This window comes from Mycobacterium avium subsp. avium (assembly GCF_009741445.1).
In the GTDB taxonomy this organism is placed as follows: domain Bacteria; phylum Actinomycetota; class Actinomycetes; order Mycobacteriales; family Mycobacteriaceae; genus Mycobacterium; species Mycobacterium avium.
In genome coordinates, this window is sequence record NZ_CP046507.1 from 987,003 (window position 1) to 1,011,235 (window position 24,233).

The following is a 24,233-nucleotide window of genomic DNA, read 5'->3' on the forward strand; positions in this document are numbered from 1 at the left end:
CGTCGCGTCATTTCTTGCTGGGGATGACGATGACGACGATCAGGGTCAGGATCGAGAAGAACAGCCCCAGGATTCCCCAGCCCAGCGGATTGCGTCCCTTCATCATCGCGATGACCCCGCAGATTATCGCGGCGATGATGCTGCCGATGGCGACGAAAATTCCCTTGATGCCGCGGAGGATGAAGCCGGCCGCGACGGGGTCCGAACTCGCCAAGATCACCGAGTGCAACATGACAGGTCCTTAGGGTTGAAGGGGTCTGGGATTGGATGTCCTGGATGCCCAGGACGGTGGGGTGTGGCTAATGTGTTGTTGCAACGGTTGTTGCTTGAAAGGAATGGCCGCCCTGCCGTTTTGGACGGTCCTGGCCACTGATTGAGATCTGACGCGTACTCGATGACGCTGCTCTAAGGACCTGTTGGCGGGGTTGTCCGCGGGGACTGCGACGACAGGAGTAGCGGTATGGCCGAACCCGACCGAGTGTGGGTGGGTATCGACGTCGGTAAGTCCACTCATCATGCGTGCGCGATCGATGACACCGGAAAGGTGGTGTGGTCGAAGAAAATCCCGAACGAACAGGCCGCGATCGAAGACCTGATCGCCCAGGGCGGCCGGATTGCTAACCACGTGGTGTGGGCGATCGATTTGACCTCGCCGCCGGCGGCGCTGCTGATCGCCGTACTGCTGAGCGCGAAAGCCGAGGTGGTGTATGTGCCGGGCCGCACGGTTAACACGATGAGTCATGCGTTCCGCGGCGAAGGCAAGACCGACGCCAAAGACGCGCGGGTAATCGCCGAAACCGCTCGGCACCGACGAGATCTGTCCCCGGTCGTACCCGGCGAAGACCTGGTTGCCGAATTGCGGTCGCTGACCGCATACCGGTCGGATCTGATGGCTGACTGGGTGCGAGGCGTGAACCGGCTGCGCTCGATGCTCACCGCCATCTTCCCTGCTCTGGAAGCTGCGTTCGACTACTCCACCCGCGCGCCGTTGATCCTGGTATCCGCTATGTGCACTCCGGGCGAAATCCGGTCGGCAAAAAGAGCTGGCGTGATCAAGCACCTTCGGAAAAACCGGGCATGGCCCAACAACATCGACACGATCGCCGACAAGGCGCTCGCCGCGGCAGCAGGCCAGATAATCACCCTTCCCGGCGAAGCCGGAACCGCCGCGCTCATCAAGCAACTCGCAGCACGGCTGCTGGACTTGGATCGGCAGATCAAGGACATCGATAAGCAAATCACCAACAAATTTCGTGAGCATCCCAGCGCCGCCATCATCGAGTCGATGCCCGGCATGGGGCCACACCTGGGCGCTGAGTTCCTCGTAATCACCGGCGGCAACATGGCCGCCTTCACCAACCCCGGCCGACTGGCATCGTTCGCCGGATTGGTACCCGTCCCACGCGATTCCGGCCGTATCACCGGCAATCTGCATCGGCCCAAGCGCTACAACCGGCGCCTGCGCCGCGTGTTCTACCTCGCCGCCCTGTCCAGCCTCAAGATCGAAGGTCCCTCGCGGGCTTTCTACGACCGCAAACGATCCGAGAACCATATCCACACCCAGGCCCTGCTTGCCCTGGCACGCCGCCACGTCGACGTCCTGTGGGCACTGCTGCGCGACAACAGAACCTGGCAACCCCAGCAACCAACCGTGGCAGCTGCCTGACGCACTCACCGGGCGTCCTCACCGCTTGACACGCTCATTGAGATTCCTTTCGTGAGGGGCCCCGGGGTAATACCCGCACGGAGGGTGATTTATCCGTGCGGATAGGCGCGGCGCACCATGCGGTCGAGAATTCCGAGGGTGGCGCGCAACGCGCCCTCGGAGAGGATCGGGAAAATTCCGGCTTCCCGCCACTTCGGGTCGATGTTCGACCAGTCGTAGAACGACGTGACGATCGTGGCCGAGCCATTCTCGGTGGGGGTGAGCGCGTAACCGTAGACATGGCCGATCGGCGGCTGAATCTGGCCGAGAACCGTCCAGGAAATCAGCCGATCCTGCTCGAACTCCTTGATGTCGACGGTGACGTCGTATTTGCCCAATTCCGGGAAATCATTTAATGATTCGCGGTCCATGTGGACGACGAACTGGTCACCGGCGGCGCGCACCGGATCGCCCTCGGCGTCCTGAAGCATCCAGGACGAGTCGATCGCCACGATGATGTCGGGCCCGTGCGTCACTTCGCCCGCGATGAACCACCGAGGGCGCGTATTCAGCGGAACCCGATAAATCCGCCGGAAGACTGCACCGAGGCCGGACATGCTTACACATACGCTGACCAGCTATGCGAGACAACCAAACCATCGACGGCGAACCCCGGCTAGTGACCCGTGCGTGCCGGGGCTCGGCAACTCAGAGGCAGCGTGCCAAGTACGACATTGATCGATCAGCTTCTGGATGAGCGCGTGGCGGTAAATTGCACGGCAGCGTCGGTGGAACCGGCTTGTGGAGGTGATCAGCGGGGTAGCGTCGTAGCTGCTCTAGAAGAACAGGGTGTGGATTTGCAGGCGGTGCGATGCAGCTGAGATGGCTTAGCGTTGCCGAACTGGTCGGCCAGGCCGGTGGTGATCCGTGGGAGATCAACCGAAGCCTGCAGGCGGGTAGCCCATTCCAGATTTCTAAATTGGCGGAGCGATTTCATATCGCGGGCAGATGTACTGAGGAGGCCGACGACGCGTTCCAACAAGCCCGCGACCGCTTCAACGCGGCCTGGAACCACCAGAATGGCGACCACCCGATCAACGACTCCGCCGAGGTGCAACGCACTGTCAAATCGCTTGGGGCACAATCTCTCCAGCTGCCCAAGATTGGTGCTGACCTCGAGAATATCGCCGCCGCCTTGGCCGAGGCGCAGAAAGCGGGAGCACAACGAATCTCTACGTTGGAACATGCGTTGGAGGGGCTCGACAACATCATTGACGCGGCCGAACACGATCTGCAGCACGGCCACCCCAACGCGCAGGAGACGGCCTTTCTGGAGAAGTTGATCAACGATGCCAAAGCCGACGCCGCCGACGACACAAGGGATGCTCTGCACGATCTGCATTCAATCCGCGACGGCTACTCAGACACGCTGCAGAAATCATTGGCTAGCCTGCACGGCGACGGGTACGACCAGGCGGGTATCCAGGCGGCGGAGGGTCCGCTCTCGCCGCTGCCGGACCTACCGGATAATCCCAAGCAATTCACGCAGGTGTGGAGCACTCTTACGCCTGCGCAGAAGGATGAGGAGTTCCGGCGAAACCCGCTGATCGGCAACCATCCTGGGATGCCCGCGGTGGATAGCGACCACTACAACCGACTCGAACTTGCCAGCGAACTGAGTAGCGCGCAGACAGCGGCCGCCCAAGCCGACGCATTGAAGGCCCAGCACCCTGATTGGGCAGACGGCAAAAACATCCCGCCTCCCAACGAGCCGGGAGCGATCTTCGCCGATCGCCAAGCCTACGAATCCTGGAAAAGCCAATACGACGCCGCCCGTGACGGGTCCAAATACCTACCCGACCTACAAGCTGTCGACAAGGCCGTCAAGATGAGCCCCGACCGCAAACTTATGCTGCTAGACACCAAGACTGGCAAGCAGGCCCGCGCGGCGATCGCGGTCGGCGATCCCGATACCTCCACCCACGTATCGGTCACCGCGCCCGGCCTTAACACCACCGTGCACGGCGCGATCGGAAGCATGGCCGATGAAGCAACCCGAGTCAGAAGCGAAGCCCTTCGACAGCTGAGCCTCACCCCCGGCCACGAGCACGACACAGCTTCAGCGATTGCCTGGATCGGTTATGACCCCCCGCAGGTGCCCGGCTTCGACGACATCGGCAAATCACTGACCGGTGGGTGGGATGTCACTCACGACGCCGTCGCCCGAGCCGGTGCCCACGACTTGGCCCGCTTCTACGACGGGATACAAGCAGCCCACCACGGAGGCCCCGCCGATCTCACCGCGATCGGGCACTCGTACGGGTCACTGACCACCGGGCTGGCCTTGCAAGAGCCGGGCGATCACGGCGTCTCACGGGCACTGTTCTACGGGTCTCCGGGCATCGAAGCCTCCACTCCCCAACAACTTCACCTGCAGCCCGGCCACGTCTACGCCATGGAGACCCCCGACGACCCCATCCAGGGTGTCTATGACCTCAGGGCCGTCACCCAAGGCATTCCAATCGTGGGCTCCTACGCCAACGAAGAGTTCGGCAACTTCGGTGACAACCCGGCCACCAATCCCAACTTCACCCACCTGGCCACCGGCGTGGCCACCGTGCCCGATGGCCACGGCGGCACCATCACCCTCCAAGACGCCCACGGCCACAGCGACTACCCGCGCTTCCCCGGCAACGGCGGGACCAGGACGACCAACTACAACATCGCCGCCGTCCTCGCTGGCCTGGGAGACAAGGCGGTTACCACGAAGTGAGCGACCACCAGATGACACGACGCCAGAACCAACAACGCCACCGGATCCTGTGCACGGCCGTGGCCGCAATTGCACTAGCCGCAGGAGGATGCCACGTGAACCAACCCGATGCGCCGACACCACCCAACGACGCCGCCAAGGCCCTGCAAGTGCTGAAATCTCTGCCGTCGTTCGAGGACACCCAAGCTCAGGTCCAGGCCGCCATGAACGAAATCACTGCGGCAGCAGGCAAAGTGGTCCCCTCGGTTACGTGGGAAACACCGCACGAGGGATCAGGCTTAGGCTGCGAAAAACCGTATGAACAAACGGACGGGCGAGGCTACTTCCTGCCGGATCAAGTTGCCGCCAACGTGTCGGTCTCCGAGCAGCAGTGGGCAACAATCCAAGAGGCCGCCAAACAGGCCGCGGCCAAGATCGACGCCACTGAAATCCAGGTGATGCAGAACAACCCCGGAAACCACGACGTCGGCTTCTACGGCCCCACCGGCATCTTCATCAAAGTGGGTTACCGGGGAAACCTCGTTGTGTCGGGCTACACGGGCTGCCGACTACCGCGCGACAAGAAATAGATCGCGCACGAGCACGACTCCCGAGTAGGGATTCGGCGAGCGTCTCTCACCGCGATCTGACGAAACACGTTGTGGCCCAAGGCTGAGCGCCGACCAATCGCTATGAATTCCTGACCCTCTCGACCCTTCGGAACACACGTTGAGCTGACCACGAATTGCGTTGCCCCCAGCAGATTTAAAACTCATCGCCGCAGGTTAGGGACAGTTTCCATCCGGATCATAACCTCGCGGGCAGTCGGTAGTTTCTCCCGATAACGATCTTTTCCCCGCCGTCGCCATCCGGTTCAAGCTCAGACTCTTTGGAATCGACCCGGCTAGCGTCCAGCCTGAATCAGTTGCGAAACGAGTAAGTCATACCGGAATGGTGCCACTCGGATCGCATGGCTGAGTACCGAATTCGCTAATCTCAAGTTGAGTCCCGCATAGTGGTGTAGCGCGGTTGCTGGGTTCGTCATCGTGTCGGTGATGGACGTAAAGCGGCCACCGCGTGATCCTTCGAGTCAACCTTCCACAGAATCCTCGAGGAGTCCCACGATGACCGCACCCCACATTGTCGACCCTGCCGGCCTTCTTGGCGAGGCCCTGGCCGAAGCCTCACCTGATCTGATGCGCTCCCTGCTGCAGACCGTGATCAACGCTCTGCTGTCGGCGGATGCTGATGCCGTCGTGGGCGCCGAATGGGGCCAGCCCACCCCGGGACGGCGAGCGCAGCGCAACGGGTATCGCCACCGCGGCCTGGACACCAGGGTGGGCACCATCGATGTCGCAGTCCCGAAGCTGCGCAAGGGAACCTACTTTCCCGACTGGCTGCTCGAACGCCGCAAGCGGGCCGAATCCGCGCTGATCACCGTGGTCGCCGACTGCTACCTGGCCGGCGTCTCCACGCGGCGGATGGACAAGCTGGTCAAGACCCTGGGCATCGACTCACTGAGTAAATCGCAGGTCAGCCGCATGGCCACCGACCTCGACGAGCACGTCGAGGCGTTCCGTCACCGCCCACTCGATTCTGCTGGCCCGTTCACCTTCGTCGCCGCTGATGCGTTGACGATGAAGGTCCGCGAAGGCGGCCGCGTGGTCAACGGGGTCGTGCTGCTGGCCACTGGCGTCAACGGTGACGGACACCGCGAAGTCCTGGGCATGCGGGTGGTCACCAGCGAGACCGGCCCGGCCTGGAACGAGTTCTTCGCCGACCTCGTCGCCCGCGGGCTGGCCGGCGTACGCCTGGTCACCAGCGACGCCCACGCCGGGCTGCGCGAGGCGATCGCGGCCAACCTGCCCGGAGCGGCCTGGCAGCGGTGTCGCACACACTACGCGGCCAACCTGATGAGCATCTGCCCCAAGAGCATGTGGCCGGCGGTCAAAGCGATGCTGCACAGCGTCTACGACCAACCCGATGCCCCCGCGGTGGCCGCGCAGTTCGACCGGCTCATCGACTACGTCACCGACAAACTGCCCGCCGTGGCCGACCACCTGGCCACCGCCCGCGAAGATATCCTGGCCTTCACTGCATTCCCCAAAGATGTCTGGTCCCAGATCTGGTCCAACAACCCCGCAGTTATCTGGAGTCCTGCAGGCGGTGTCCTTGATGTCCGACACGAGGCGTTGAGGTCCCAGGTTCTGCGTGGTGGACGTGTTTATCTGCAGTCGTCCAGGAGGCAAGAGCCTGCGGAGGGGCGATGCAGATTGCACGAGTTATCTCGCCGGTCTCGTTGCGTGAGTCGTGGACCGTTCTCGGCGACGACGACGCTCCGGTAGCAGCGGTTGACCGGTATCTGGCGTATCTGACCGATATCGAGCGATCACCGAACACGGTCAAGGCGTACGCGCACGATCTCAAGGACTGGTTCGGTTTTCTCGCCGAGCGTGGGCTGGACTGGCGGGCGGTGCGGCTTGATGACGTAGGTGAGTTCGTGGCCTGGCTGCGGCTGCCGCTGCGGGCCCGGCATGGGCAGGTTGCGGTGTTGCCGTCGGTGCCGCATCACTGCACGGAATCTACTGTGAACCGCAAGCTTTCGGCGGTCGGGGCGTTTTACACCCACGCCGCACGAGATGGGCTGGATGTCAGCGCTCTGCTGACCTCGTGGCAGGTCGGCGGCGCGCGCGGTGGTTGGAAGCCGTTTTTGCACCACATCAGCAAGGGCGCGCCGAGGTCGCGGCGGGTGATCGCGTTGAAGGCGCCGAAGAAGCTGCCGCGGGTGCTCTCACCGGACGAGGTGCAGGCGATCCTGGATGGTTGCGGTCGGCTGCGGGACCGATTGCTGTTCGCCGTGCTCTACGACACCGGGATGCGGATCGGTGAGGCACTTGGTTTGCGGCACAACGACATCGCCGCTGCCGAGCATGAGGTGACGGTGCGGCGACGCGATAACGCCAATGGCGCGCGCGCCAAGTCACAGACCGTCCGCACGATCCCAGTCAGCAGCGCGTTGATCCGATTGTTCGCCGACTACCTTCACAGCGAGTACGGCGATCTGGACAGCGACTACGTGTTCGTCAACCTGTGGGGCCGCCCGCAGGGGCATCCGCTGACCTACGCTGCGGTCTACGACCTGGTGCGGAGGCTGCGCCGGCGGACCGGGATCGACTTCGACCCGCACTGGCTGCGACACACGGCCGCAACCCGGCTGCTGCGCGACGGAGTCAGCATCGAGGTGGTCGCGCACCTGCTCGGACATGCGCACGTGGCGACGACGACCACGACGTATGGGCACCTCACCGTGGAGGACGCTCGGCGGGTCATGGAACAGGCAGGCTGGTTCACCGATGGGCAGGTGCGGCTATGAGCACGCCGTCGCTGAAGCCCGCCGGCCCGTCGGGGCTAATCGGCAAGCTGATGGCCGAGGTCCGCAGCGAATTCCGCAGCGATGTACTGGAATTCGGTGCCGATGATCCGGTGTTTGGTGGAGCCGAGTGCCGGGTTGAGGGGTGCGGGCGAACCGCCCGCGGACGCGGCCTGTGTGAAGGACATCGGCAACGGTGGGACGACGAAGGACGCCCGTCGGTGGAGCAGTTTGTCGTGTCGACCGATCCGCGGTGGCGGCGGCGACAACCCAACCAGCGCTGCCGGGTGCCCGGTTGCGGTTACGGCTCTGCCCGTGGCGGCATGTGCGGGCTGCACGCGCAACGATGGGAACGCGCCGGGCGCCCCAGCCTGGCCGGATGGCTGGCCGAACCGCAGCCGTTCAAGCAACCAGCGGCCGGGGTGACCTGCCGGATTCCGCACTGCGAGCTCTGGCCGCAGGGCACGTCTGCGTTCTGCCAAACCCACACCAACACCTGGAAGGTCAACGGCAGACCCGACATCGACGTGTTCGCCGACCGCTTCGCCGCCGAAGCCCCGTTGGCCAGTGAGCAGATACGGCTCGACCGGCTGATCGGTCAGCTGAAGCTGGAACTGCAGTACGTGCTGCAACGCCGCCACGACGATCGGCAGGGCAAGCTCACCCCGGACGTGGTCATGCGCGTGGTGAAGGCACTGGCCGCCGCAGGCGTGGGCTCCCTGCTCCACCACGACGAGGACACCTGGCATGACTGGGCTCGGTCGACGATCAACGACACTCGCTCCCGTGGATTCCTCAGCTACGCATCCCGGGTGATCGCCGACCTGGCCGAGGCCGGCGGCTGGGACGCCGAATACCCGCGCGAAGTCTGGCGCATGCGCCGGCTCGGCTACGACGGAGACCGCACGCTGCGCTTCGACGGTATTCCGCAGCCGTGGCTGCGGGATCTGGCCAAGCGGTGGGTCCGGTGGCGGCTATCGACCGGATTGGGTCTGGAAGCCGGCGGCGGCAGGCCGGTCGTTGCGCTCACCCGCTTCGCCGGGTACCTCGCCGACATCGGCGTCGAGAGCATCGACCGGATCAACCGGCCGGTGCTGGAGCGCTATTTGGCCAACCTGCGCAGCGACTCCATCGGTGCCCAACGCCGCGGGACCCATATCGGGCTGCTCAACCGATTCTTCGCTACCGTCCGCCAACACCGTTGGGACACAGACCTTCCCGCAGACGCGATGTTCTTCGCCGAGGACTACCCCAAACGCGATGAACGGTTGCCTCGGGCACTGGCCGAACAGGTCATGACCCAGCTCGAGGATCCCGACAACCTTGCCCGATACGCCGACCCCGCTCACCGGTTGATCACGATCATCTTGATGCGTTGCGGGCTACGGATCACTGATGCGCTGCGGCTGCGCAGCGATTGTGTGGTCGCCGATGCCGAAGGCGCACCGTATCTGCGCTACCTCAACCACAAGATGAAACGCGACGCGTTGGTGCCCATCGACGAGCAGTTGCGCGAACTCATCGCCGAACATCGCAACCACACCTCCCAGCGTTGGCCGGCAGGCACGCCGGTGTTGTTCCCACGGCCGACGAAGAACATTGACGGCACCCACCCGATCGCGAGTCCCACCTACCGGATGGCGCTGTTGCGCTGGCTGTCCGTCTGCGACATCCGCGACGAGCACGGCCAGCCGGTGCACCTCACCCCGCACCAGTGGCGCCATACCCTGGGCACCCGGCTGATCAACCGCGACGTCCCGCAAGAGGTCGTGCGACGCATCCTCGACCATGACTCCGCGCAGATGACCGGGCACTACGCCCGCCTGCACGACACCACCGTGCGCCGTCAGTGGGAGGCAGCTCGAAAGGTCGACATCCACGGCGCCACAATCATTTTCGACCCGTCCGGGCCGATCGCGGAGGCCGCCTGGGCCAAACAGCGCCTCGGCCGAGCCACCCAGGCCCTACCCAACGGCTACTGCGGACTGCCGGTGCAGCAGAGCTGCCCGCACGCCAACGCCTGCCTGACCTGCCCGATGTTCCTCACCACCGCCGAGTTCCTGCCCCAGCACCACCAGCAGCGGCAACAGACTCTGCAGCTGATCACCGCCGCCGAAGCCCGCGGCCAACAACGTCTGGCCGAGATGAACCGTCAAGTCCTGCACAACCTGGACACCATCATCACCGCCCTCAACGATTCAGAACCAGGGAAGGCCAAACATGCGGGCTGACAACAGCATCAACCTCATCCGGGCGGCCCAGCAGCGGCACGAACACACCCGCGCCAAGGCGATCGCGGCGATGCACGAACTCGACCGGACCGGCGCCGTGCTCACCTTCGAATCCGTCGCCCGCCATGCCGGTGTCTCCCGCTCGTGGATCTACACCCAAATCGACCTCAAAGACGAGATCTGCCGGCTCCGCGCCCAGCACCGGCCCGAGCCAAGCACACCGTTACCTGCCCGACAACGCGCCAGCGACGACTCCCTGCGGCAGCGCCTCGAAATCGCCAACCGCCGCAACCACGAACTCGCCGATGAGAACCGGCGGCTACGCCGCCAACTCGCGTGCGCCCTTGGCCAACTCCGCGACGACACCGGAAGACACCATGAACGGACGCATCGCGATTCGGTAACGATCGGGCCATGCTGACCGCCAACCGATATCGATCTCCAGCCGCGTCATGGACACCCTCCACGACACAAACCTGCAGGTCACAACAGCTATCGCACACAGTGCTCCAGATAACCAGTGAACGGCTCAACAAAGAGATCCGCCGCCGCACCGACGCCGTCGGGATCTTCCCCAACCGCGACGCCATCGTCCGTCTCGTCGGCGCCGTGTTGGCCGAACAGAACGACGAATGGGCCGAAGGCCGCCGTTACCTCGGCCTCGACATCCTCACCCGCTGCCGCCTGACCACCATCACCGACGACAACCCCGACATAGGAGCCAACGACATGCCCGCACTCACCGCCTAACCCACCGGATCACACAGCACTACACCACTTCCCGGGACTTGACCTAATCTCATGTCGGCGTCTTTGAGAGTTGATCGAACAGTTTGAGCACGTCGGTCATCAGATGAAACGCCGGCAAAACGACGTACAACAAGCGTTCGTAATCACTTGTGAGCCGGAGCGATACAACACCCGCTTCCTGACCTTCCTGGGTGGGTTGAGGCTCCTGAATGCTCTTGGGCTGCAGCACCGCTTTAAACGCCTTGCGCGCGTGATTTCGGTGCCACCCGGTATTGGCGCACACCTCGTCAAGAATCCGGCCCTTCCCGCGCTTGCTCGCCTGCTGGTAGCGGGTCGCAGCCGCCTCGGTGATTGCTCTGCGCTGTGCCAACGTCAACCCCATCCACTGGGCGTACGCGCGCATTTCCAATGAGGCAACGACCCACCCATACGCGCGCATTTCTGACGAGTCAACGCGGTCGGTGGACCGTGCTATGGTCGAACACATGTTCGAGTATGTGGTGGCGTCGCGGTCCACGCCGGAGGCGGTGGCGCTGCTGGATCGGGCGTGGGAGGCGGCCCGGGCCGAGGCGCGGGCCGCCGCGGCCCGGCTGGTGGCGGTTGCCGAGTTGTTGGTGTTGCGTTGCCGGGAGACGGGGGAGCGGGCGGATTGGGCCGCCGATGCCTGGGAGGCGGTGGCCGCGCAGGTGGGGGCGGCGCTGGGCTGCAGCGTGGCGATGGGGCACAGCTATCTGCGTTATGCGATGGCGATGCGGGAACGGTTGCCGCAGGTCGGGGCGGTGTTCGCGGCCGGGGGCATCGATTACCGGGCGTTTCAGACCCTGGTGTTTCGCACCGATTTGATCACCGATGCGCAGGCGTTGGCCCGGGTGGACGCCACGCTGGCCGTGTTGGTGTCGCGGCGGCCGTCGCTGACCCGCGGTGGGCTGGCCGCCGCGGTGGATCGGGTGGTGGCGGCCGTGGATGCCGATGCGGTGCGCCGGGCACGCGACGCGCTGACCGGCCGGTATCTGGATGTGCGGGCCAACGAGTCGGGGATGGCCTGGGTGGAAGGCAACGTCCTCGGGCCCGACGGGCATGCCCTGGATCGCCGGCTCGACGAGCTGGCCAGTGGAGTGTGTGCGGGGGATCCGCGCAGCCGCGCCCAGCGGCGCGCCGACGCGTTGGGGGCGCTGGCCGCCGGTGCCGGGCGGCTGGCGTGTGGCTGCGGATCACCGGACTGCCCGAGCGCAGCCGCGCCGGCGCCGCGCAGCACTGTGGTGATCCACGTGGTCGCCGAACAGGCCACCGTCGCCGGCCGCGGGGCTACGCCCGCTGTGGTGGCCGGGCCCGACGGGCTGATCCCGGCGCAGGTCATCGCCGAGCTGGCCGCCTCGGCGCGGCTGGTGCCGGTGGCGGTGCCCGAGGGCGGGCCCGAACCCGGCTACACCCCGTCGGCCCGGCTGGCCGACTTCATCCGCTGCCGGGACCTGACCTGTCGGGCGCCCGGGTGTGATCGCCCCGCCGTCGACTGCGATGTGGACCATACGATCCCGTACGCCCAGGGCGGGCCCACCCACCCGTCGAACCTCAAATGCCTGTGCCGTGGCCATCATTTGCTGAAAACGTTCTGGGGCTGGCGCGACCGGCAACTGCCCGACGGCACGGTGATCTGGACCCTGCCCGACGGCGACACCTACGTCACCACCCCGGGCAGCGCGCTGCTGTTCCCCACCCTATGTACACCCACCGGGGCCGTGTCGCCGGCCAAGCCCGACACCGAGCACCGCTGCGGCGAGCGCACCGCCATGATGCCGCTGCGCCGCCATACCCGCGCCCACAACCGCGCCCACCGCATCACCACCGAACGCAACCACAACCGCCGCACCCGACTCACCACCCACCCCGCGACACCCGGACCCGCACCACCACCCGACCCCGACGACGAGCCGCCACCCTTCTGACCGCAGAGGCCCTTGACTCGATCTCGAACTGGTGTTCGAATTACTGGCATGCGGTGGGCGAGTCAGGCCGTCGCGGTCAACGGGAAACCCGTCGAGGATGGGGCGCTGCCGGGGCTGCAACGCCTCGGTCTGGTGCGCAGCGTGCGCGCGCCCCAGTTCGAGGGCATCACCTTCCACGAGGTGCTGTGCAAGTCCGCGCTGAACAAGGTGCCGAATGCCTCGGCGCTGCTGTTCCGCTACACCGTCAACGGCTACCGAGGCTGCTCGCACGCCTGCCGGTACTGCTTCGCCCGGCCCAGCCACGAATACCTGGAGTTGAACTGCGGCAATGACTTTGACACCCAGGTCGTCGTCAAGACCAACGTCGCACAGGTGCTGCGCCGGGAACTGCGGCGGCCGTCGTGGCGGCGCGAGACCGTCGCGCTGGGCACCAACACCGATCCCTACCAGCGGGCCGAGGGCCGGTATGCGCTGATGCCCGGCATCATCGGCGCGCTGGCCGAATCGGGCACCCCGCTGTCGATCCTGACCAAGGGCACGCTGCTGCGCCGGGACCTGCCGCTGATCGCGAACGCCGCGGCGCAGGTTCCGGTTTCGGTGGCGGTGTCGCTGGCGGTGGGCGACGCGGACCTGCACCGCGACGTCGAGCCGGGCACCCCGACGCCGCAGGCGCGCCTGGGTCTGATCAGCGCGATCCGCGCCGCCGGGCTGGACTGCCACGTGATGGTCGCGCCGGTGCTGCCCTACCTCACCGATTCCGTCGAGCACCTCGACGACCTGCTCGGCCAGATCGCGGCCGCCGGCGCGGGCAGCGTCACGGTCTTCGGCCTGCACCTGCGCGGCTCGACGCGGGGCTGGTTCATGGAATGGCTGGCCCGCTCGCATCCCGAGCTGGTCGGCCGCTACCGGGAGCTGTACAGCCGCCGCGCCTACCTGCCGCCGAGCTATCGCGACATGCTGCGGCACCGCGCCGCCCCGCTGATCGCCAAGTACCGGCTGGGCGGCGATCACCGCCCGTTCGCCCGAGCGGTTGCGGCCGCGCCGGCGCCCGAACCCGCTCAGCCGACGCTGTTCTGACAAGCCGGAAAACCCGAACACTCCGAAAACTCATCGCGCCCCGTCGCCGCGCGGCTTGGTCAGCGTGAATCGGTCGATCACCGACATCTCGCCGAGCGGGCCGGTCAGCGCGTAATGCGTCGCCCTGATCGAGGTGTTGCCGCCGGCCGGGCCGGGGTCGACGTCGAAAGCCACGAAGCCGTAAGGGTTGTCGCGGTCACGGAACGCCGACCACGGCGCGTCCTCGATGACATAGATCGGCGCCTTGCGCCCCAGCCCGGGGTCGAACGTGCCCACGCCGGTCAGCACCCGGCAGCGGGGCTCGGGGAAGAACATCGCGTTGCTCGGCGCCGACGTGCCGCCGCCGCCGATGACCAGGTGCACCGTGCCGCGCGTGGCGTCGATGAGGTCGCCGCGGGTGTCCACCGGTATCGGGGTACGGGTGTCGGTGCCCAGCGCGCCGCGCAACGGGTGCGAGCGCTCGTAGTGATGCTCGTGGCCGCACAGCACCAGATCGACCTGATACTGGTCGAACAGCGGCAGCCATTCTTCGCGGATGCCCAGGTCGGCGCCGTTGGTCCGGTCCGCGGTGGAGATCGCCGTCTGGTGCATGCAAACCACCAGCCAGTCGACGTCCGGGTCGCGCCGGGCCGCGGCGAGTTCGGTTGCCAGCCAACGCTTCTGCTCCCCGCCCGAATAGCCGTGCACGTAGAAGTTGCCGCCGTCCTGAAAGGCTACGTCGTCGTTGCTCAGGCTGACCACCCGCACCGAGCCGGCGGTGAACGAATACCACAGGCCGCGGGTCTCGGGGCTCGACCCGGAATCGGGCACCGCGAAGTAGGCCTGATACGCGCCGTAACCGATTGGGCCGTTGCCCAATTCGTTCTCGTGATTGCCCGCCGCCGGCATCCACGGCCGAAACCGCGCCGAGCGTGAGTTGTTCTCGAACCAGTCGGACCAGGTGCGGATCCGGTTTTGCGCCAGGTTGGCGTAACACAGGTCGCCGTTGACCAGGTTGAACAGCGGGCCGATCCGCTCGATGGCCATGGTGGTGTCCGCGGCGGCCGGTGAGCCGATGTTGTCGGTGGCGTACCGCCCGTTGGGCATCTTGGCCAGCGCGGGCGTCGACTGATCACCGAAGCTAGTGAAGCGCAAGGGTTTTCGGCCCATCGGCGCGGTCCGCACGGTGCCCTGCTGGGGCTGCGCGCCGTCGTGCAGCGCGGCGTAGACATAGTCGGTGTCCGGCGTCAGGCCGGTCAGCCGGGCATGGTTGACCCGAACTTCGATGCCCGACTTCGCATCCCGGTACGTGCGGGTGTCGGCGGCCACCGTGCGGCCGAACCCGGACACCGGAGTTCCGAACACGACGCGCGGATTGCGGACGGCGTCGGTGCTGTGCCAGGACACCACCACCTCGGTGCCGGCATTCTTTCCGAACTGCAGGTGCAGCCCGGCCACCGGCGGTGCGCCGTTGCGGTCGGGCTGCAGCCACGGCCAGGGCCCTCTCGAGCGCGCGGACTGCGACCACAGCAGCGTGGCGCCGCCGCCGATGCCCACCCCCAACGCCGCCGACACGGCGCCGGTGGTCAGCAACCGGCGGCGGGTGACGCCGGGCGCCGCGGCGCCGGCCGGGTTCGGGGGCTGGGTGGGCTCATCGCTCATGTCTGCTTCATACCCGAGCCGGGTGAGCGCGGCCGCAGCCGCCGGTAAACAGCGAACCGTCGCTAACGAATCCGGTAGCGTTTTCGATATGACGAACGTGCACAGGACAGCGAGCGCGATCTCAGCGGTGACGATGGCCGTGGCGGCGGTGCTCACGCCGGCGGCGGCGCATGCGGACGGCCACCAGGTGACCTACACCGTGACGAGCCCCAACAATGTGACCGCCAACGTCTCCTACGTGAACGCCGACCCGCCCAGCCAGGCCGCCTTCAACGCCGACCCGTCGAAGTTCTCGACCAGCGTGCAGGCCCCGCTCAGCGGCGGAACGCCGGTCACCTACACCGCCACGTTGGCAAACCCGAACCAGTTCGCCAGCATCACGGCCAGCGGCATGCTGCACTGGCCGGACTCGGGCAACGGCCCCGCCCAGTTCCACTGCGAGATCGCCGTGGACGGCCAGGTGGTCGTGCAACAGGACGCAACGACCACCGTCACCTGCCGGCCCAGCTAGTCAGCCGGCGAACGCCGCGCTTCCCGGTTCGGCGTGCGCCACCGCGACGACCTCGGCGGGTTCCGGCCCGACCGAGCGGACCTTGTGGCTGACCGACGCGTCGAAATACGCGCTGTCGCCGGGCCCGAGCGTGAACGTCTGGTCGCCGTAGTCGAGCTCGACCCTGCCGGCGTGCACGAACAGGAACTCCTGGCCGGCGTGCTCGGGGTGCGGGTCGTCGGCCAGCTGTTCGGTGGGGCGAATCACGAACGGCGACATGGTCTTTCCCAGCATCGACGAGGCCAATACCCGGTAGCGCCGGCCCCCGGGGCCACCGGCGCGCTCGACGGCGATCTTCTCCCGGGCCGCTTCGTCGGAGAACAGCCGCCCGACGTCGACGTCGAGGGCTCGCGCGACCTTCAGCGCGACCGCGATCGACGGGGTGCTCTGGCCGCGTTCGATTTTGGACAGGTAGCTCTTGGTTAGGCCGGTCTGCGCAGCCAGCGCCTCCAGGGTGAGGCCGCGTTGCCTGCGGACGGGACGCAGCAGTGCTGTCACGAGGCTCCTATGACACAAGGTTTCCTAACCTGCTACATTGTGTCACATGGCCAGCACGTTCACCGATTCGAAATCGGAATTGATGCGCCGGGCTGCCGAGCAGTTGACGGCGTTGCAGGGCCGGGACGCCGCCGAATCGCCGTTGACCACCCGCCAGAAGCTGGCCCTGACCTGCCGGGCGCTGTTCGACGCCGGGCACGACTCCGGGCTGGCCGGGCAGATCACCGCCCGCGCCGAGGCCGACGGCACCTACTACACCCAGCGGCTCGGCCTGGGCTTCGACGAGATCACCGACGGCAATCTGCTGCTGGTCGACGAGGACCTCAATGTCCTCGAGGGTGACGGAATGGCCAACCCCGCCAACCGCTTTCACAGCTGGATCTATCGCGCCCGCCCCGACGTGCAGTGCATCGTGCACACCCATGCGTTCCACGTGGCGGCGCTGTCCATGCTGGAGGTCCCGCTGGTGGTATCTCACATGGACACCACCCCGCTGTACGACGACTGCGCGTTTCTGGCCGACTGGCCGGGCGTGCCCGTCGGCAACGAGGAGGGGGAGATCATCACCGCCGCGCTGGGCGACAAGAAGGCGGTGCTGCTGGCCCACCACGGCCACGTCATCGCCGGCGCCAGCATCGAGGAGGCGTGCTCGTTGGGAATCCTCATCGAGCGCGCCGCCAAGCTGCAGCTGGCCGCGATGGCCGCCGGCACCGTCAAGCAGCTGCCCGAGGAGCTGGCCCGCGAGGCCCACGACTGGACGCTGTCGCCGCAGCGCAGCCGGGCCAACTTCGCCTACTACGCCCGCCGGGCCCTGGCCCGCCATCCCGACGCGCTGACCAGCTGAGGAGCCAACCCTTGACCGAACCCAAGATCCACGGCATCATCGCCTACCCGGTTACGCCCTTCGCCGACAACGGGATTGACACGCAGCGGCTGGCCGCATTGGTCGAGCGGCTGGTGTCCGCCGGCGTGCACGCGATCGCGCCGCTGGGCAGCACCGGCGAGCTGGCCTACCTGGAGGAGCCCGAAGTCGACGCCGTGATCGACACCACCCTGAGCGCCGTCGCCGGCCGGGTGCCGGTGATCGTGGGAGTGTCGGATGTGACCACCGCCAAGACGATTCGGCGCGCCCAATACGCGCAGCGAGCCGGGGCGGACGCGGTGATGATCCTGCCGGTGTCCTACTGGAAGCTCACCGAGCGGGAGATCTTCCATCACTACCGCAGCATCAGCGACGCCATCTCGATTCCGATCATGGCCTACAACAACCCGGCCACCAGCGGCGTGGACATGCCACCGGAGCTGCTGGTGCGGATGTTCGAATCCATCGACAACGTGGCCATGGTCAAGGAGTCCACCGGCGACCTGACCCGGATGCGGCGCATCGCCGAGCTGTCCGGCAACCGGCTGCCCTTCTACAACGGCAGCAACCCGCTGGTGCTCGACGCGCTGAAGGCCGGGGCGTCCGGATGGTGCACGGCCGCACCGTGTTTGCGACCGCAACCATGCATCGACCTGTACGACGCGGTGCGCGCGAACGACCTCGACACCGCGCAGCGACTCTACGACGACCTCAAGCCACTGCTCACCTTCATCGTGGCCGGCGGGCTGGCCACCACCGTCAAGGCCGGCCTGGAGTTGCTCGATTTCAAAGTCGGCGACCCGCGCGCGCCGTTGCTGCCGCTCGACGAGCAGGGCCGCGCCGAGTTGCGCAAACTGCTTGCGGCCTAACCCAAGTCGGGCGCGGAGAAGGTGTCGCACTGCTTCGGGTCGCCGGTCTGGTACCCGATGGTGAACCACTTCTGGCGCTGCTCGGAGGAACCGTGCGTCCAGGACTCGGGGTTGACCCGGCCGGTCGCCTGCTTCTGGATGCGGTCGTCGCCCACCGACGCGGCGGCCGACAGCGCGTCGGCGATGTCCTTGTCGCTCAACGGCTCCAGGTAGGGCACACCGGTGCTCTCCTGCTTGACCGTGGAGGCGTAGTGCGCCCAGATGCCGGCGTAGCAGTCGGCCTGCAGCTCGGTGCGCACCCCGTTGCCGCCGGCGCCCTGCGCGCCCTGCTGGGAGCGGCCCAACACGCCCTGCAGGTTCTGCACGTGGTGACCGTACTCGTGGGCCACCACGTACTCCTGCGCGAAAGGCCCACCGCTGGAACCAAATCGGTCGACCAGCTCCTGGAAGAAGTCGGTGTCGAAGTACGCCGTCTGGTCCACCGGGCAGTAGAACGGCCCGACCGCGGTGGTGGCAGGGCCGCAGCCGGTGTTCACCCGGCCGGTGAACAACCGCACGTGCGGTCGGGTGTAGCGCGGCATCAGCTGATGCCACACCGCGTCCACCGAGTTCCCGGTGGCGACCACGCGGCACTGCACGTACTTGTTGGCGTCGGCGCCCGTCTTGCACTGGCTCAGGTCGAACCCGGGCGCCGAGTAGCCGCCGGTGTTGGTCTGCTGCTGGGGCATGACGCGGCCCGGGTCGACGCCGAGGAACAACGCGCCGAGCAGGATGATCAGCCCGAGGCCGCCGCCCCCGACGGCCATTCCCATCCCGCCGCCGCCGGACGAGGACGCGGTGCTGGTGTCGATCTGCATGCCCTCGTTGAAGGTCATGACACGCTCCTAAGGTTGCCGGGTCGCTAGGGAGTCGGTGTAGCTGCGCAGGTTGCGCAGAAAGCGGCGCAGGGCCAGGTTCAGCAGCGGCCCGACCACCGCCATCGCCAGTTTCGCCGGCCCGGCGGGTTTCTGGGCCATGGTCCAGGTCAGCCGGCAACCGCCGGGGATGACCTGCACCCGGTAGTCCTCGGCGAACGCGGCCACCGACCGGGTCGAGCACTCGTTGAACCGAAATGCCATGTGCGTGAACGGTTCCCAGGCCAGGAACTCCTCGTTGCCGACGATACCGCCGCGCATCTCGACGACCCGGGTGGTGCCCACGCCCCGCGGCTCGGGGCTGGTCCAGGTGACCTTGGTGATCACCGTCGCCCAGCGCGGCCAGGCCGCGGCGTCGGACAGCACCTCGAACAGCTGCTCGGGGGTGATGGCCAAATCGACACTGTTGCGGAACACCACGGGCGCCGAGTCGATGAAGTCGAGGCCGACGCGCTCGCAATCGAACATGGGATCAATCTAGCCGGGGCCGTCGCTGGCCGCGGCCAGTAACGGCACCAGCACGTCGCTGATCGGGGTGGGCAGCCCGTGGGCGCGTCCCTTGCGGGCGATCACCCCGTTGCGGACGTCCCACTCCATCGGCCGGTGAGCCTCCGCGTCGGACAGGATCGAGGTGCCCATGTCCTCGGGAGCCCTGCGGAACAGCTCGACCAGCTCGTCGACGACGTCGTCGGACAGCCGGGCGCCCTCGGCCCGCGCGACCGCCAGGCATTCGGCGACGTAGCGCCGGGACAGGGCGGCGACGTCGTCGCGGCGGAACATCCCGGACCGGCGCCGCGACAGCGCCATGAACCCGGCCAGCGCGTTGGTGAGAAGCTTGCGCCAGGCCGCGGTGATGATGTCGGGGTCGCAGTCCACCCGGCAGCCGGCGTCGCGCAGCAGGGCGGCCACCGCCTGCGCCGACGGCCCGCTGGGCAGCACCAGGGCGGGCTCGGTCCGCAGCCTCACCCAGCCCTGCGGCTGGGTCGTCGCCGAATACCAGACGATGCCCGGGATCACCGGCGAGACCGGGCAGAGCGGCCGCACCTGCTCGACCTGCTCGACGCCGTTCTGCAGCACCACGACGACGGTGTGTTCGCCGCACAGCCGGGCCAGCCAGCCGGCGGCGCCGGCGTTCTGGGTGGCCTTGACCGCCAGCAGCACCACGTCCACCGGGCCGCTCACCCGACCGGGATCGGTGTGCACCGGGCCGGGGACGACGATCGGGTCGGCGCCGTCGGGGCGCAGCTCGATGCGCTCGCGCGGGGTGCGGCCGCACACCACCACCGAATGACCGGCCCGGTGCAGCAGCGCGGCCGCCGTCGTACCGACGGCGCCGGGACCGACGAGTGCGATGGTGGTGGCAATAGGACCAAAGTTACCTCCTCTAGACTTGGCTTTCGTTTCAGACCAAGGGGAGTGTTTTTGTGCTGCGCAGCCACGCCGCCGGTTCGCTGAGAAGTAGCGACGCCGGGCAGCAGGTGACGCTGGCGGGCTGGGTCGCGCGCCGGCGCGACCACGGCGGCGTCATCTTCATCGACCTGCGCGACGCCTCCGGAATTACCCAGGTGGTGTTCCGCGACCCGGACGTCCTCAAGCAGGCGCACCGGCTGCGCGCCGAGTTCTGCGTCGCGGTGACCGGGCTGGTCGAGATCCGCCCGGAAGGCAACGCCAACCCCGAGATCGCCACCGGCGACATCGAGGTCAACGCGTCGTCGCTGACCGTGCTGGGCGAAAGCGCGCCGCTGCCGTTCCAGCTCGACGAGCCCGCCGGCGAGGAGCTGCGGCTGAAATACCGCTACCTGGACCTGCGCCGCGACGCGCCGGCCGCGGCAATCCGGTTGCGCTCCAAGGTGAATGCCGCCGCGCGCGAAGTGCTGGCGCGGCACGACTTCGTCGAGATCGAGACCCCGACCATCACCCGCTCCACCCCGGAGGGGGCGCGCGACTTCCTGGTGCCGGCCCGGCTGCATCCCGGCTCGTTCTACGCGCTGCCGCAGAGCCCGCAGCTGTTCAAGCAGTTGCTGATGGTGGCCGGGATGGAGCGCTACTACCAGATCGCCCGCTGCTACCGCGACGAGGATTTCCGCGCCGACCGCCAGCCCGAGTTCACCCAGCTCGACATGGAGATGAGCTTCGTCGACGCCGAGGACGTCATCGCGATCTCCGAGGAGATCCTGGCCGCGCTGTGGGCGCTGATCGGCTACGAGATCCCCCGGCCGATCCCGCGGATCAGCTACGCCGACGCGATGGCCCGCTACGGCTCCGACAAGCCCGACCTGCGGTTCGGACTCGAGCTCGTCGAGTGCTCGGAGTTCTTTAAAGACACCACATTTCGCGTCTTCCAGGCGCCGTACGTGGGTGCGGTGGTGATGCCCGGCGGGGCCTCGCAGCCGCGCCGCACCCTGGACGGCTGGCAGGAGTGGGCCAAGCAGCGCGGCGCCAAGGGCCTGGCCTACGTGCTGGTCGGCGAGGACGGCGAGCTGGGCGGGCCGGTGGCCAAGAACCTCTCCGACGCCGAGCGCGCCGGGCTGGCCGGGCACGTCGGCGCCGCACCGGGGGACTGCATCTTCTTCGCGGCCGGGCCGGCCAAGCCGTCGCGGGCGCTGCTGGGCGCGGCCCGCAGCGAGATCGCCCACCGGCTGGGCCTGATCGACCCGCAGGCGTGGGCGTTCGTCTGGGTGGTGGACCCGCCGCTGTTCGAGCCCGCCGACGACGCCACCGCCGCCGGTGACGTCGCCGTCGGCTCCGGGGCGTGGACCGCGGTGCACCACGCGTTCACCGCACCCAAGCCGGGATACGAGGACGCGATCGAGACCGACACCGGCAACGTGCTCGCCGACGCGTACGACATCGTCTGCAACGGCAACGAGATCGGCGGCGGCTCGATCCGTATCCACCGCCGCGACATCCAGGAGCGGGTGTTCGCGGTGATGGGCCTGGACCACGCCGAGGCTCGGGAGAAGTTCGGATTCCTGTTGGAGGCGTTCACCTTTGGCGCGCCCCCGCACGGCGGAATCGCGTTCGGCTGGGACCGGATCAACGCGCTGCTGTCCCGGGTCGACTCCATCCGCGAGGTGATCGCCTTCCCCAAGACCGGCGGCGGCGTCGACCCGCTCACCGACGCGCCGGCGCCCATCACCGAACAGCAGCGCAAGGAGTCCGGAATAGACGTCAAGCCGGACCGGGTTGAGCAGGCATGACTGATATTCCGGACACCGGCACCATCAACGCGTTCAACCAGAGCATCATCGACGAATTCCGGGCCAACGACGGCAAAGTGGGCGGCCAGTTCGAGGGTGCCGACCTGCTGCTGCTGCACACCACCGGCGCCAAGTCGGGTCAGCCCCGGGTGTCGCCGCTGGCCTACTTCCGCATCGACGGCAAGCTCCTGGTGATCGGCTCGTTCGCCGGCGCCCCGGTCAGCCCGGCCTGGGTGCACAACCTGCGGGCCAACCCCGCCGCGCGGGTGGAGATCGGCACCGACAGCTTCGACGTGACCGCGCGCGAGCTGCCCCGCGAGGAGCGCGACGCGCTGTTCGCCCAGGTCGCCGCGGCTGCCCCCGGCTTCGCCGAGTACCAGGCCAAGACCAGCCGGGTGATCCCCCTGTTCGAGCTGATCCGGACCTGACCGATGCGCGGCTCGGCGGTGCCCTCGTTGGTGCGCACCGCCGTGCGGGCGGGCGGCAAGCGGCTGGGTGCGGTGTGGTTCAACCTGCTGCAGACGTCGCTGGCCGCCGGCCTGTCCTGGTACCTGGCCCACGACGTGCTGGACCATCCGCAACCGTTCTTCGCGCCGATCGCCGCCGCGGTGTCGTTGTCGACCAGCAACGTGCTGCGCGCCCAACGGGCCGTCCAGATGATGATCGGGGTGACGCTGGGCATCGGGCTGGGCACCGTGGTGCAGGGGATGCTCGGTCCCGGCGCGCTGCCCATCGCGGTCGCCGCGCTGGTCGCGCTGGGCGCCGCGGTGTTCATCGGGGGCGGCTTCATTGGGCACGGGATGATGTTCGCCAACCAGACCGTGGTCTCGGCGCTGTTGGTGCTGGCCCTGTACCGCGGCGGCGCCGGGCCGGAACGCATCTTCGACGCGCTGATCGGCGGCGCGGTGGCCATCGTCGTCGCCGTGCTGCTGTTCCCCGCCGACCCGCGCACCGTGCTGGGCGCCGCCCGGGCCGGCGTGCTGGCGGTGCTGCACGACGTGCTGTCCCGGGCCGCCGACGTTTCCTCCGGCCGCCGGGCGGCCCCGCCCGACTGGCCGCTGAGCGCCGTCGACCGGGTGCACGAACAGCTCAGCGGCCTGCTGGAAGCGCGCACCACCGCCCGGCACGTCGTCGCCATCGCGCCGCGACGCTGGGGCCTGCGCGACGCCGTGCGCGCCGCCGACCATCAGGCCGTGCACGTCGCGCTGCTGGCCGGCTCGGTGCTGCAGCTGGCCCGCGCGGTGGCCCCCGGCCCCGGCGACCGGCAGGGGCAGCCGGTGTCGACGGTACTGCTGGTGCTGGCGGCGGCGACCGCGCTGGCCGACCGCGATCCGGCCGGCGCGTGCGTGTACCTCGGCTCGGCGCGCCGGCACGCCGCGCGGCTGCGCTCGGGCGACGGCGGCGACCGGGAGCCGCACGTCGCGCTGGCCGACGCCGTCGGCGCCTGCGTCGACGACCTGCAACGGGTGATCGACCTGCGGCCGGGGTGAGGGGCTCACCGCGAGTCGGCCAGGAACTCCTGCACCAGTTTCCGCGGCGCCTGGGTCAGCCACGCCTCGGTGATCAGCTCCTCGAGGTCGCGCACCGAGATGGCGTCCAGGTTGACCAGCACCGCGGGATAGCCGTCGAAATGCGGGGTGGTGAAGAAGGTCTGCGGCGCGTCGTCGATCAGCGCGAACTTGACGCCCTCGTCGGCCACCCGGACACCGAGGACGTCGCCCGGGGTGGGCTCGGCGCCGGTGCGGGCCAGCGCTTCCCGCTCGGAGGGCCGCAGCGGGCGCTCCCAGGCCAGCAACTTCTTGCCGACCCGCCAGTCGTGCGGTGACGGCTCGGAGGTGAGGGCCAGCTCACCCACGATGCGGGCGACGTCGTACCACGTGGCCACGCTCTCGATTGTGCTCCCGTTTCGGCGCGGCCGCCGCCGGATCGGC

Annotated in this window: 23 protein-coding genes and 2 pseudogenes; 16 read left to right on the plus strand and 9 right to left on the minus strand. The window is 67.6% G+C overall.

The window, feature by feature from the left end:
- Nucleotides 1-7: 7 nt before the first annotated feature.
- Nucleotides 8-232, minus strand: a complete 225-nt coding sequence (locus MAA44156_RS04955; protein ID WP_023866340.1) for a hypothetical protein — start codon at nt 230-232, stop codon at nt 8-10.
- A 228-nt stretch (nt 233-460) separates the two neighbouring features.
- Here MAA44156_RS04955 and MAA44156_RS04960 point away from each other — a divergent pair, with 228 nt between their 5' ends.
- Complete coding sequence (locus MAA44156_RS04960; RefSeq protein WP_009974923.1) at nt 461-1,666, plus strand: IS110-like element IS901 family transposase; 1,206 nt, start codon at nt 461-463, stop codon at nt 1,664-1,666.
- An 89-nt stretch (nt 1,667-1,755) separates the two neighbouring features.
- Here MAA44156_RS04960 and MAA44156_RS04965 read toward each other — a convergent pair whose 3' ends face one another.
- A complete protein-coding gene (locus MAA44156_RS04965; RefSeq protein ID WP_394818191.1) occupies nt 1,756-2,136 on the minus strand; it encodes an SRPBCC family protein in 381 nt (126 codons plus the stop codon).
- A gap of 380 nt (nt 2,137-2,516) precedes the next feature.
- Between MAA44156_RS04965 and MAA44156_RS04970 the strand changes: the two genes are divergently transcribed.
- The 7 genes and pseudogenes from MAA44156_RS04970 to MAA44156_RS05000 form a co-directional block, all read left to right on the plus strand.
- Entirely contained in the window at nt 2,517-4,418 is a 1,902-nt protein-coding gene (locus tag MAA44156_RS04970) for a putative alpha/beta hydrolase (RefSeq protein ID WP_009977749.1), read from the plus strand.
- 95 nt (nt 4,419-4,513) lie between these two features.
- Complete coding sequence (locus MAA44156_RS04975; RefSeq protein WP_011725481.1) at nt 4,514-4,987, plus strand: LppA family lipoprotein; 474 nt, start codon at nt 4,514-4,516, stop codon at nt 4,985-4,987.
- A 534-nt stretch (nt 4,988-5,521) separates the two neighbouring features.
- Nucleotides 5,522-6,541: pseudogene (locus tag MAA44156_RS04980) on the plus strand (IS256-like element IS1601 family transposase); the annotation flags it as partial.
- Between the two features lie 122 nt (nt 6,542-6,663).
- Nucleotides 6,664-7,770, plus strand: coding sequence for a site-specific integrase (locus tag MAA44156_RS04985; RefSeq protein ID WP_029248429.1), 1,107 nt, complete (start codon nt 6,664-6,666; stop codon nt 7,768-7,770).
- A complete protein-coding gene (locus MAA44156_RS04990; RefSeq protein ID WP_031351936.1) occupies nt 7,767-9,998 on the plus strand; it encodes a tyrosine-type recombinase/integrase in 2,232 nt (743 codons plus the stop codon). Before MAA44156_RS04985 ends, MAA44156_RS04990 begins: the two co-directional genes overlap by 4 nt.
- A complete protein-coding gene (locus tag MAA44156_RS04995) occupies nt 9,988-10,419 on the plus strand; it encodes a DUF6262 family protein (RefSeq protein ID WP_009980034.1) in 432 nt (143 codons plus the stop codon). Before MAA44156_RS04990 ends, MAA44156_RS04995 begins: the two co-directional genes overlap by 11 nt.
- Nucleotides 10,420-10,517: 98 nt before the next feature.
- Nucleotides 10,518-10,748 (plus strand): annotated as a pseudogene (locus MAA44156_RS05000) (transposase); the annotation flags it as partial.
- Between the two features lie 49 nt (nt 10,749-10,797).
- Here MAA44156_RS05000 and MAA44156_RS05005 read toward each other — a convergent pair.
- A complete protein-coding gene (locus tag MAA44156_RS05005; RefSeq protein ID WP_227974620.1) occupies nt 10,798-11,130 on the minus strand; it encodes a transposase in 333 nt (110 codons plus the stop codon).
- 91 nt (nt 11,131-11,221) lie between these two features.
- On the opposite strand from MAA44156_RS05005, the gene MAA44156_RS05010 reads away from it, so the two are divergent.
- Both MAA44156_RS05010 and MAA44156_RS05015 read left to right on the plus strand, forming a co-directional pair.
- Nucleotides 11,222-12,691 (plus strand): HNH endonuclease signature motif containing protein, encoded by a 1,470-nt coding sequence (locus MAA44156_RS05010; RefSeq protein WP_121035578.1) that lies wholly within the window; start codon nt 11,222-11,224, stop codon nt 12,689-12,691.
- Nucleotides 12,692-12,739: 48 nt separating this feature from the next.
- Nucleotides 12,740-13,768 (plus strand): Rv2578c family radical SAM protein, encoded by a 1,029-nt coding sequence (locus tag MAA44156_RS05015; protein ID WP_009977738.1) that lies wholly within the window; start codon nt 12,740-12,742, stop codon nt 13,766-13,768.
- Nucleotides 13,769-13,798: 30 nt separating this feature from the next.
- On the opposite strand, the gene MAA44156_RS05020 is transcribed toward MAA44156_RS05015, so the two are convergent.
- Nucleotides 13,799-15,409, minus strand: a complete 1,611-nt coding sequence (locus MAA44156_RS05020) for a purple acid phosphatase family protein (protein WP_009977736.1) — start codon at nt 15,407-15,409, stop codon at nt 13,799-13,801.
- An 88-nt stretch (nt 15,410-15,497) separates the two neighbouring features.
- On the opposite strand from MAA44156_RS05020, the gene MAA44156_RS05025 reads away from it, so the two are divergent.
- Nucleotides 15,498-15,920: an Rv2576c family protein gene (locus MAA44156_RS05025; protein WP_016705509.1), complete on the plus strand. Its 423-nt coding sequence runs from the start codon at nt 15,498-15,500 to the stop codon at nt 15,918-15,920.
- On the opposite strand, the gene MAA44156_RS05030 is transcribed toward MAA44156_RS05025, so the two are convergent.
- Nucleotides 15,921-16,457 (minus strand): helix-turn-helix domain-containing protein, encoded by a 537-nt coding sequence (locus tag MAA44156_RS05030; protein ID WP_009977735.1) that lies wholly within the window; start codon nt 16,455-16,457, stop codon nt 15,921-15,923.
- 46 nt (nt 16,458-16,503) lie between these two features.
- On the opposite strand from MAA44156_RS05030, the gene MAA44156_RS05035 reads away from it, so the two are divergent.
- Both MAA44156_RS05035 and MAA44156_RS05040 read left to right on the plus strand, forming a co-directional pair.
- Complete coding sequence (locus tag MAA44156_RS05035) at nt 16,504-17,301, plus strand: aldolase (RefSeq protein ID WP_009977734.1); 798 nt, start codon at nt 16,504-16,506, stop codon at nt 17,299-17,301.
- An 11-nt stretch (nt 17,302-17,312) separates the two neighbouring features.
- Nucleotides 17,313-18,188, plus strand: coding sequence for a dihydrodipicolinate synthase family protein (locus tag MAA44156_RS05040; RefSeq protein ID WP_009977732.1), 876 nt, complete (start codon nt 17,313-17,315; stop codon nt 18,186-18,188).
- Here MAA44156_RS05040 and ypfJ read toward each other — a convergent pair.
- Genes ypfJ through MAA44156_RS05055 form a run of 3 tightly spaced genes read right to left on the minus strand, consistent with a single transcriptional unit; the run spans nt 18,185 to nt 20,467 of the window.
- On the minus strand, nt 18,185-19,063 hold the full coding sequence (gene ypfJ, locus MAA44156_RS05045) for a KPN_02809 family neutral zinc metallopeptidase (RefSeq protein ID WP_003872663.1): 879 nt from the start codon (nt 19,061-19,063) through the stop codon (nt 18,185-18,187). The two genes, MAA44156_RS05040 and ypfJ, sit on opposite strands and share 4 nt — an antisense overlap.
- Nucleotides 19,064-19,072: 9 nt before the next feature.
- Nucleotides 19,073-19,570 (minus strand): SRPBCC family protein, encoded by a 498-nt coding sequence (locus tag MAA44156_RS05050; protein WP_003872662.1) that lies wholly within the window; start codon nt 19,568-19,570, stop codon nt 19,073-19,075.
- Nucleotides 19,571-19,579: 9 nt separating this feature from the next.
- Nucleotides 19,580-20,467, minus strand: a complete 888-nt coding sequence (locus MAA44156_RS05055) for an oxidoreductase (protein WP_196770396.1) — start codon at nt 20,465-20,467, stop codon at nt 19,580-19,582.
- A gap of 59 nt (nt 20,468-20,526) precedes the next feature.
- On the opposite strand from MAA44156_RS05055, the gene aspS reads away from it, so the two are divergent.
- The 3 genes from aspS to MAA44156_RS05070 are packed head-to-tail and all read left to right on the plus strand — an operon-like array spanning nt 20,527 to nt 23,792.
- Entirely contained in the window at nt 20,527-22,302 is a 1,776-nt protein-coding gene (gene aspS / locus MAA44156_RS05060) for an aspartate--tRNA ligase (RefSeq protein WP_009977730.1), read from the plus strand.
- Nucleotides 22,299-22,730, plus strand: a complete 432-nt coding sequence (locus tag MAA44156_RS05065; protein ID WP_003872657.1) for a nitroreductase family deazaflavin-dependent oxidoreductase — start codon at nt 22,299-22,301, stop codon at nt 22,728-22,730. The genes aspS and MAA44156_RS05065 overlap by 4 nt, the downstream gene beginning before the upstream one ends.
- A 3-nt stretch (nt 22,731-22,733) precedes the next feature.
- Nucleotides 22,734-23,792: an FUSC family protein gene (locus MAA44156_RS05070; RefSeq protein ID WP_009977729.1), complete on the plus strand. Its 1,059-nt coding sequence runs from the start codon at nt 22,734-22,736 to the stop codon at nt 23,790-23,792.
- Nucleotides 23,793-23,797: 5 nt separating this feature from the next.
- On the opposite strand, the gene MAA44156_RS05075 is transcribed toward MAA44156_RS05070, so the two are convergent.
- Nucleotides 23,798-24,187: an MmcQ/YjbR family DNA-binding protein gene (locus tag MAA44156_RS05075; protein WP_009977728.1), complete on the minus strand. Its 390-nt coding sequence runs from the start codon at nt 24,185-24,187 to the stop codon at nt 23,798-23,800.
- Nucleotides 24,188-24,233: the final 46 nt, after the last annotated feature.